The following is a 9,212-nucleotide window of genomic DNA, read 5'->3' on the forward strand; positions in this document are numbered from 1 at the left end:
GACGCGGTCGGGTGCGGCGGCCCGGCGCCGGAGGGTCCGGTGAGCGCGCCGGGGGCGGTCATCACGCGCCGCCCCGTCGGAGGAGGCGCCGGCGGCTCCGGCCACCCGGACCCCGGGCGCCCCCGCCTCGGCGGAGCCGTCGCCCAGGTCGCCCTCGGACTCCTCTGCGCGGGCTACACCACCGGCGCCTCCCTCGGCTGGGGCTCCCCCCGACTCGCGCTCTTCATGGGCGACTTCGGGCTCAGCGCCGCCGCGCTCACCGCCGCCGTCTCCTGCTTCCTCTACGGCCGCGCCCACCACGACAGCGCCCGCCCGGCCTGGCTGCTCTTCGCCTTCTCCTCCTTCATGGCGGCCGCGGGCAACGCCGTCTGGGGCTGGTACGAGGTCGTGCTCCGCACCGACGTGCCGGACTTCTCCGTCGCCGACCTCTGCTTCCTGCTCTTCGCGCCGCCCGCCATCGTCGGCCTCCTCGTCCTCGCCAAGAAGCCCGTCACCCGGGCCGGCTGGGTGTGCCTGGGGCTCGACACCTGGCTCATCGGCGGCTCCCTGCTCACGCTCTCCTGGAGCCTCGCCCTCGCCCGCACCGCGTACGTCGAGGGCGAGTCCGTCGCCCAGGCCGCGCTGTCGCTCGCGTACCCCCTGCTCGACATCGTGCTCGTCAGCATGGTCCTCGTCCTGCACTTCCGCCGCTCCCAGGCGAACCGCTCGGCGACCAACACCGCCATCGCCGCGCTCGCCCTGACCGTGCTGTGCGACGCCCTGTTCACCTCGCCGCTGCTCCGCGAGAGCTACGCCTCGGGCCAGCTCCTCGACGCCGGCTGGTTCGCCGGCTCCCTGCTCCTCGCCTACGCGCCCTGGGGCGTGCGCCGCCCGCCGGACAGCGCGGCCACCGCGCGCGGCCCCTGGCTGCACAGCCGCCCGGTCGCCGGCTCGCTCGCCGCCCTCACCCCGTACCTCGCCGCCGCGGTCTGCACCCTCGGCATCCTGTACAACGTCGTCGAGGGGCGCCGGGTCGACCGCGTCGTCGTCCTCACCGGCTGCACGGTGGTGCTCGCCCTCGTCGTACGGCAGGGCATCATGCTCCTCGACAACATCGCCCTCACCCACGAACTGGCCCAGAAGGAGAACCACTTCAGGTCGCTCGTGCAGGGTTCCAGCGACGTCATCATGATCGCCGCGCCCACCGGGATACTCCGCTACGTCAGCCCGGCCGCCTCCGGCGTGTACGGACGGGACGCCGACGAGCTCATCGGCTCCGAGCTCTCCTCCCTGATCCACCCCGACGACCTCGGCGCCGTCGTCCACGAGGTGCGGCGCTTCCTCGCCGTCTCGCCCGCCGAGGAGCCCACCACCCGGATCGAGTGCCGCTTCCGCTCGGGCCGCGGAGACTGGCTCAACGTCGAGTCCACCGTCAACCGGCACCAGGGCGGCCTGATCTTCAACAGCCGGGACGTCACCGAACGCGTCCGCCTCCAGGCCCAGTTGCAGCACAACGCCGAGCACGACCCGCTCACCGACCTGCCCAACCGGGCCCTCTTCACCCGGCGGGTCCGGCAGGCGCTCGGCGGCCGCCGCTCCTCCGACCCCGGCACCGCCGTGCTCTTCATCGACCTCGACGGCTTCAAGGGGGTCAACGACCGCCTCGGCCACCAGGCGGGCGACGACCTCCTCGTCCAGGCCGCCCGCCGCCTCCACGACTCCGTACGGGCCGGGGACACCGCGGCCAGGCTCGGCGGCGACGAGTTCGCCGCGCTCATCCTCGGCGACGGCGGCCGCGACCGGGCGGCCCGCCGCAACCAGGTCCAGGAGATCGCCGACCGGCTCCGGCTCACCCTCTCCCAGCCCTACCGCGTCGACGGGGGCAACGAGGTGCGGGTCGCCGCCTCCATCGGCGTCGCCTTCGCCGAGCCCGGCATGGAGGCCGGCGACCTGCTGCGCAACGCCGACCTGGCCATGTACCGGGCCAAGGCCGCCGGCAAGGACCGCGTCGAGCTCTACGCCCCGCAGATGCAGGCCGAGGTGGTCCGGCGCACCGAGCTCGCCGCCCGGCTGCGCACCGCGCTGCACGACGGCGAGTTCGCCCTGCTCCACCAGCCGGTCGTCGACCTCGCCACCGGCCGGATCTCCGCCGTCAGCGCCCAGGCGCGCTGGCGCTCCAGCCAGGGCATCCTCTTCACCCCGGCCGAGTACCTCCGCGTCACCGACGACGGCGAGCGCACCGCCGAGCTCGGCCGCTGGCTCCTGGAGGAGGCCGTCGAGCAGGCCGCCGAGCGGGCGGGAATCGGTCACCGCGCGCCGGTGTCCATCCGGCTCTCGGCCCGGCGGCTCCTGGACCGCTCGCTGCCCCTCGGCTCGGTCGAGTCGCTCCTCACCCGGCACGGGCTGCCGTCCGGTTCGCTGATCGTCGAGCTCGCCGACAGCGACCCCCGGACGTCCCTCGACGAGCTGGAACAGCGCCTGGTCACGCTGCGCAGGCTCGGGGTGCGGATCGCGCTCGACGGCTTCGGCAGCGGACACGTGGCGATCAACGCCCTGCGGAGGCTCCCCGTCGACATACTGAAGCTGGACCGGGGGCTCGTCGAAGGCGTCGTCGAGTCGGCCAGGCTCCGCAAGATCACCCGCGGGGTGCTGCGCATCGCCGGCGAGCTCGGCATGCAGACCGTCGCCGAGGGAGTCGACGTCCCGGAGCAGGTCATCGCCCTGCGCGCGATGGGCTGCACGCACGCCCAGGGCATGGCCTTCTCGGGCCCGCTCGACGAGTACCGCCTGCGCAGGGCCCTCGTACGGGACGAATATCCGCTTCCCGGAGCGGTCCCGGTCCGTGTCGGAAACCGTCCCCCGATCGGCTCACATACTGAGACGCCCGTCCCACCCACTTGACAGTGGTGAGGCCGGAGAGGGAGGGTCAGTGCCATGCGCACCCGAATTCTCGTACTTGGAAAGCGCGTCGGCTGAAGCCGGGCCTCCGAAAAGCCCCGCTTGAAACGCACCCGACGCGCTCCCCTCGCTTGCCTCACGGCACGAGGGGTTTTTTGTTGCACCGGCTCACCCCAAAAACGACGCAAACCCCTGCGAAACACCTCGCAAAAACCCTCTGCTTCGAGAAGAGATGCTGATGACCGAGCAGGCCACCGGGCACCATCCGCAGCCGCGGCCCCGTAACGGCGCGCAGCCCACCGCCGTCGAGCACGTCACGGGCGCGCAGTCCCTCATCCGCTCTCTCGAGGAAGTGGGCGCCGACACCGTCTTCGGCATTCCCGGCGGCGCGATCCTCCCCGCCTACGACCCGATGATGGACTCGAAGCGGGTGCGTCACATCCTCGTCCGCCACGAGCAGGGGGCGGGCCACGCCGCCACCGGGTACGCCCAGGCCACCGGCAAGGTCGGCGTCTGCATGGCGACCTCGGGCCCCGGCGCGACCAACCTGGTCACCCCGATCGCCGACGCGCACATGGACTCGGTCCCGCTCGTCGCGATCACCGGCCAGGTCTCCTCGAAGTCGATCGGCACGGACGCCTTCCAGGAGGCGGACATCTGCGGCATCACGATGCCGATCACCAAGCACAACTTCCTCGTCACCAAGGCCGAGGACATCCCGCGGACGATCGCCGAGGCCTTCCACATCGCCTCCACCGGCCGCCCCGGCCCGGTCCTGGTCGACATCTCCAAGGACGCCCTCCAGGCGAAGACCACCTTCAGCTGGCCGCCGCAGACCGACCTGCCCGGCTACCGCCCGGTGACCAAGCCGCACGCCAAGCAGATCCGCGAGGCCGCCAAGCTGATCAACGCCGCCAAGCGGCCCGTGCTCTACGTCGGCGGCGGTGTCATCAAGTCCGGCGCCACCGCCGAGCTGAGGATCCTCGCCGAGCTCACCGGCGCCCCGGTCACCACCACCCTGATGGCGCTCGGCGCGTTCCCCGACAGCCACCCGCTGCACGTCGGCATGCCCGGCATGCACGGTGCCGTCACCGCCGTCACCGCGCTGCAGAAGGCCGACCTGATCGTCGCCCTCGGCGCCCGCTTCGACGACCGCGTCACCGGCAAGATCGACAGCTTCGCCCCGTACGCCAAGATCGTCCACGCGGACATCGACCCGGCCGAGATCGGCAAGAACCGCGCCGCCGACGTCCCGATCGTCGGTGACGCCCGCGAGGTCATCGCCGACCTGGTCCAGGCCGTCCAGGCCGAGCACAGCGAGGGCAACAAGGGCGACTACACCGACTGGTGGAGCGACCTGAACCGCTGGCGCGAGACCTACCCGCTCGGCTACGACCTGCCGGAAGACGGCAGCCTCTCGCCGCAGCAGGTCATCCAGCGCATCGGCCAGCTCGCCCCCGAGGGCACGATCTTCGCCGCGGGCGTCGGCCAGCACCAGATGTGGGCCGCCCACTTCATCGACTACGAGCAGCCGGCCACCTGGCTGAACTCCGGCGGCGCCGGGACGATGGGCTACGCGGTCCCCGCCGCGATGGGCGCCAAGGCCGGCATGCCGGACCGCACGGTCTGGGCGGTCGACGGCGACGGCTGCTTCCAGATGACCAACCAGGAGCTCACCACCTGCGCCCTCAACAACATCCCGATCAAGGTCGCCATCATCAACAACGGCGCCCTGGGCATGGTCCGGCAGTGGCAGACGCTCTTCTACAACCAGCGCTACTCCAACACGGTCCTGCACTCCGGACCGGACGACATCAAGGCGAACAAGGGCACCCGCGTCCCCGACTTCGTCAAGCTGTCCGAGGCCATGGGCTGTGTCGCCCTGCGCTGTGAGGACCCGGCCGACCTGGACAGGGTCATCGCCGAGGCCAATGCCATCAACGACCGCCCGGTCGTGATCGACTTCATCGTCCACGAGGACGCCCAGGTCTGGCCGATGGTCGCCGCCGGCACCTCGAACGACGAGGTCATGGCCGCGCGGGGCGTCCGCCCCGACTTCGGCGACGGCGAAGACGACTGAGCGCGCAGAGCGAAAAGGAAGAGACCCAGACATGGCCACCAAGCACACGCTCTCCGTTCTCGTCGAGAACACGCCCGGCATCCTCGCCCGGATCGCCGCCCTCTTCTCCCGCCGCGGCTTCAACATCGACTCGCTCGCCGTGGGCGTCACCGAACACCCCGACATCTCCCGCATCACCATCGTGGTCAATGTCGAGGACCTGCCCCTGGAGCAGGTGACCAAGCAGCTCAACAAGCTGGTCAACGTCCTGAAGATCGTCGAACTCGAGCCCAGCGCTGCGATCCAGCGCGAGCTCGTCCTGGTGAAGGTCCGCGCCGACAACGAGACCCGCTCCCAGATCGTCGAGATCGTGCAGCTGTTCCGCGCCAAGACCGTGGACGTCTCGCCCGAGGCGGTCACCATCGAGGCCACCGGTTCGAGTGACAAGCTCGACGCGATGCTCAAGATGCTGGAGCAGTTCGGCGTCAAGGAGCTCGTGCAGTCCGGCACGATCGCCATAGGGCGTGGCGCCCGGTCCATCACGGACCGGTCCCTGCGGGCCCTCGACCGCAGCGCCTGAGAGTCATCGGTAGTCAACCGCCGGTCCGTCCGGCGGTCCGACTGACGAGACCCGAAAACCTTCCTCCCGCTCCCCGCCGTACGGTGGGACGCAACACCAGCACCTCAAGGAGATACCCAGTGGCCGAGCTGTTCTACGACGCCGACGCCGACCTGTCCATCATCCAGGGCCGCAAGGTCGCGGTGATCGGCTACGGCAGCCAGGGCCACGCCCACGCGCTGTCGCTCCGTGACTCCGGTGTCGACGTCCGCGTCGGTCTCCAGGAGGGCTCGAAGTCCAAGGCCAAGGCCGAGGAGCAGGGCCTGCGCGTCGTCTCCGTCGCCCAGGCGGCCGAAGAGGCCGACCTCATCATGATCCTGACCCCGGACCCGATCCAGGCCCAGGTCTACGAGGAGTCCATCAAGGACCACCTGAAGGAGGGCGACGCGCTCTTCTTCGGTCACGGCCTGAACGTCCGCTACGGCTTCATCAAGGTGCCCGAGGGCATCGACGTCGCCCTGGTCGCCCCGAAGGGCCCGGGCCACCTGGTCCGCCGTCAGTACGAGGAGGGCCGCGGCGTTCCGTGCATCGCGGCCGTCGAGCAGGACGCCACCGGCAAGGCCTTCGACCTGGCGCTCTCGTACGCCAAGGGCATCGGGGGCACCCGCGCCGGCGTCATCAAGACGACCTTCACCGAGGAGACCGAGACCGACCTGTTCGGTGAGCAGGCCGTCCTCTGCGGTGGCACCGCGGCTCTGGTCAAGGCGGGCTTCGAGACCCTGACCGAGGCCGGCTACCAGCCGGAGATCGCCTACTTCGAGTGCCTGCACGAGCTGAAGCTCATCGTCGACCTCATGTACGAGGGCGGTCTGGAGAAGATGCGCTGGTCGGTCTCCGAGACCGCCGAGTGGGGCGACTACGTCACGGGCCCGCGGATCATCACCGACGCCACCAAGGCCGAGATGAAGAAGGTCCTCGCGGAGATCCAGGACGGCACCTTCGCCAAGGAGTGGATGGCCGAGTACCACGGCGGTCTGAAGAAGTACAACGAGTACAAGACCCAGGACGCCAACCACCTCCTGGAGACCACCGGCAAGGAGCTGCGCAAGCTCATGAGCTGGGTGAACGACGAGGAGGCGTAAGCCTTCAGGCCGGGGGCCGGACACCGTGTCCGGCCCCCGGCCGCATCGTTGGACACCCCGTCCAACCACGGACGGGTGATCCTTCCAACGAGGCGTAAGAACAGCGCCGATGCACCACTACACTGCTCAACAACATCGCGTCTGGCCCACAGCGTCGTGCGCTTTCACGCGGCAAGCCCCCTCCACCGCCTGCGGCCGTCGGGACGGCCGTCCGCACTGCCTCTGTGAGGACCCACGTGAGCTCGAAACCTGTCGTACTCATCGCTGAAGAGCTGTCGCCCGCCACCGTGGACGCCCTGGGACCGGACTTCGAGATCCGGCACTGCAACGGCGCCGACCGGGCCGAGCTGATCCCCGCCATCGCCGATGTGGACGCGATCCTGGTCCGCTCCGCGACCAAGGTCGACGCCGAGGCCATCGCCGCCGCGAACAAGCTGCGGGTCGTCGCCCGCGCGGGTGTCGGTCTGGACAACGTCGACGTCTCCGCCGCCACCAAGGCCGGCGTGATGGTCGTGAACGCCCCCACGTCGAACATCGTGACCGCGGCCGAGCTCGCGTGCGGCCTGCTCGTCGCCACCGCGCGCAACATCCCGCAGGCCAACACCGCGCTGAAGAACGGCGAGTGGAAGCGCTCGAAGTACACGGGCGTCGAGCTCAGCGAGAAGACCCTCGGCGTCGTCGGCCTGGGCCGCATCGGCGTCCTGGTCGCCCAGCGCATGTCCGCCTTCGGCATGAAGATCGTCGCGTACGACCCCTACGTGCAGCCGGCCCGCGCCGCCCAGATGGGGGTGAAGCTGCTGGCCCTGGACGAGCTCCTGGAGGTCGCCGACTTCATCACCGTCCACCTGCCGAAGACCCCGGAGACCCTCGGTCTCATCGGCGACGAGGCGCTGCACAAGGTCAAGCCCTCGGTCCGCATCGTCAACGCCGCGCGCGGCGGGATCGTGGACGAGGCCGCGCTGTACTCGGCCCTCAAGGAGGGCCGCGTCGCCGGCGCCGGCCTCGACGTGTACGCGAAGGAGCCCTGCACGGACTCCCCGCTCTTCGAGCTCGACCAGGTCGTCTGCACCCCGCACCTCGGCGCCTCCACGGACGAGGCCCAGGAGAAGGCCGGCATCGCCGTCGCCAGGTCGGTGCGCCTGGCGCTCGCGGGCGAGCTCGTCCCGGACGCGGTCAACGTCCAGGGCGGTGTCATCGCTGAGGACGTGAAGCCGGGCCTGCCGCTCGCCGAGAAGCTCGGCCGGATCTTCACCGCCCTCGCGGGCGAGGTCGCGGCCCGGCTCGACGTCGAGGTCTACGGCGAGATCACCCAGCACGACGTGAAGGTGCTCGAACTCTCCGCGCTCAAGGGCGTGTTCGAGGACGTGGTCGACGAGACCGTGTCGTACGTCAACGCCCCGCTGTTCGCGCAGGAGCGCGGTGTCGAGGTGCGCCTGACGACGAGCTCCGAGTCGCCCGACCACCGCAACATGGTCACCGTGCGCGGCACCCTGTCGGACGGCCAGGAGGTCTCGGTCTCCGGCACACTGGCCGGCCCCAAGCACCTGCAGAAGATCGTCGCGGTCGGCGACTACGACGTGGACCTGTCGCTGGCCGACCACATGGTCGTGCTGCGCTACGAGGACCGCCCGGGTGTCGTCGGCACCGTCGGCCGGATCCTCGGCGAGGCCGGTCTGAACATCGCCGGCATGCAGGTCTCCCGCGCGGAGGAGGGCGGCGAGGCGCTCGTCGTGCTCACCGTGGACGACACCGTCCCGGCGTCCGTGATCGCGGAGATCGCGGAGGAGATCGGCGCGACCTCGGCCCGCTCGGTCAACCTGATCTGACGCACGCCACTCGCACGCCACCCGTACCCGGTCGGTAGACGCTCGTCTTACACAAGCGTCTATCGGCCGGGTACAGTGCTGTCATGGGACACAAGGAAGACCTCCTCGAAGGCGCCAAGCGCTGCCTCCTGGAGAAGGGGTACGGGCGCACCACCGCGCGCGACATCGTCGCCGCCTCGGGCACCAACCTCGCCTCCATCGGCTACCACTACGGCTCCAAGGACGCCCTGCTCCAGCAGGCCTTCCTGGCGCTGACCGAGGAGTGGGGCGACCGGGCGGGCGCGGCCGGGGCCGAGGGCGAGAAGGCGCTGCCGGCCGACCCGTACGAGCGCTTCCGCGCCGTCTGGGAGCAGGTCATCGCCGCGGCCGGCCCGAGCCGCCCGGTCTGGAAGCTCCAGACCGAGGTCGTCACCCGCATCGACGACGACGAGAAGCTCCGCGAGGCCATCAAGGAACCCCAGCGCGAGGGCCGCCTCGGCATGGCGCAGGGCTTCCTCGGCATCGACCCGGAGCAGGACCCGGAGAAGGCCCGCGTCGCCGGACTGCTCTGCCAGGCCCTCGCGACCGGCGTCATGATCCAGTGGATGGTCGACCCCGAGACCGCCCCGAGCGCCGACGACCTCACCGCGGGGCTGCGGGTCCTGATGGAGGGCCGCTAGTGATCTGGTTTTGAGGTCGTGGGTCGCCACGTGAGGCGACCCCTGTTTCAGATTGCGGTGTTCGCCTGCGGCCGGTCGCGCGTTCGCGCT

6 protein-coding genes are annotated in these 9,212 nt (G+C 70.6%); all 6 read left to right on the forward strand.

Going from position 1 to position 9,212, the window contains the following annotated elements:
• Nucleotides 1–39 precede the first annotated feature (39 nt).
• The 6 genes from ACZ7HT_RS33200 (at nt 40) to ACZ7HT_RS33225 (ending at nt 9,122) form a co-directional block, all read left to right on the forward strand.
• The gene (locus tag ACZ7HT_RS33200) at nt 40–2,880 is read left to right on the forward strand and encodes a putative bifunctional diguanylate cyclase/phosphodiesterase (protein ID WP_471172835.1); all 2,841 of its coding nucleotides are present in this window, start codon (nt 40–42) and stop codon (nt 2,878–2,880) included.
• A 229-nt stretch (nt 2,881–3,109) separates the two neighbouring features.
• The gene (locus ACZ7HT_RS33205) at nt 3,110–4,957 is read left to right on the forward strand and encodes an acetolactate synthase large subunit (protein WP_471172816.1); all 1,848 of its coding nucleotides are present in this window, start codon (nt 3,110–3,112) and stop codon (nt 4,955–4,957) included.
• Nucleotides 4,958–4,988: 31 nt separating this feature from the next.
• The gene (ilvN, locus tag ACZ7HT_RS33210; protein WP_471172818.1) at nt 4,989–5,516 is read left to right on the forward strand and encodes an acetolactate synthase small subunit; all 528 of its coding nucleotides are present in this window, start codon (nt 4,989–4,991) and stop codon (nt 5,514–5,516) included.
• Between the two features lie 119 nt (nt 5,517–5,635).
• Entirely contained in the window at nt 5,636–6,637 is a 1,002-nt protein-coding gene (gene ilvC / locus ACZ7HT_RS33215; protein ID WP_471172820.1) for a ketol-acid reductoisomerase, read from the forward strand.
• A gap of 236 nt (nt 6,638–6,873) precedes the next feature.
• Nucleotides 6,874–8,463: a phosphoglycerate dehydrogenase gene (gene serA / locus ACZ7HT_RS33220; RefSeq protein ID WP_471172823.1), complete on the forward strand. Its 1,590-nt coding sequence runs from the start codon at nt 6,874–6,876 to the stop codon at nt 8,461–8,463.
• Between the two features lie 83 nt (nt 8,464–8,546).
• Complete coding sequence (locus ACZ7HT_RS33225) at nt 8,547–9,122, forward strand: TetR/AcrR family transcriptional regulator (protein WP_471172825.1); 576 nt, start codon at nt 8,547–8,549, stop codon at nt 9,120–9,122.
• Nucleotides 9,123–9,212 lie beyond the last annotated feature (90 nt).

This window comes from Streptomyces sp. NPDC037410 (assembly GCF_055602235.1).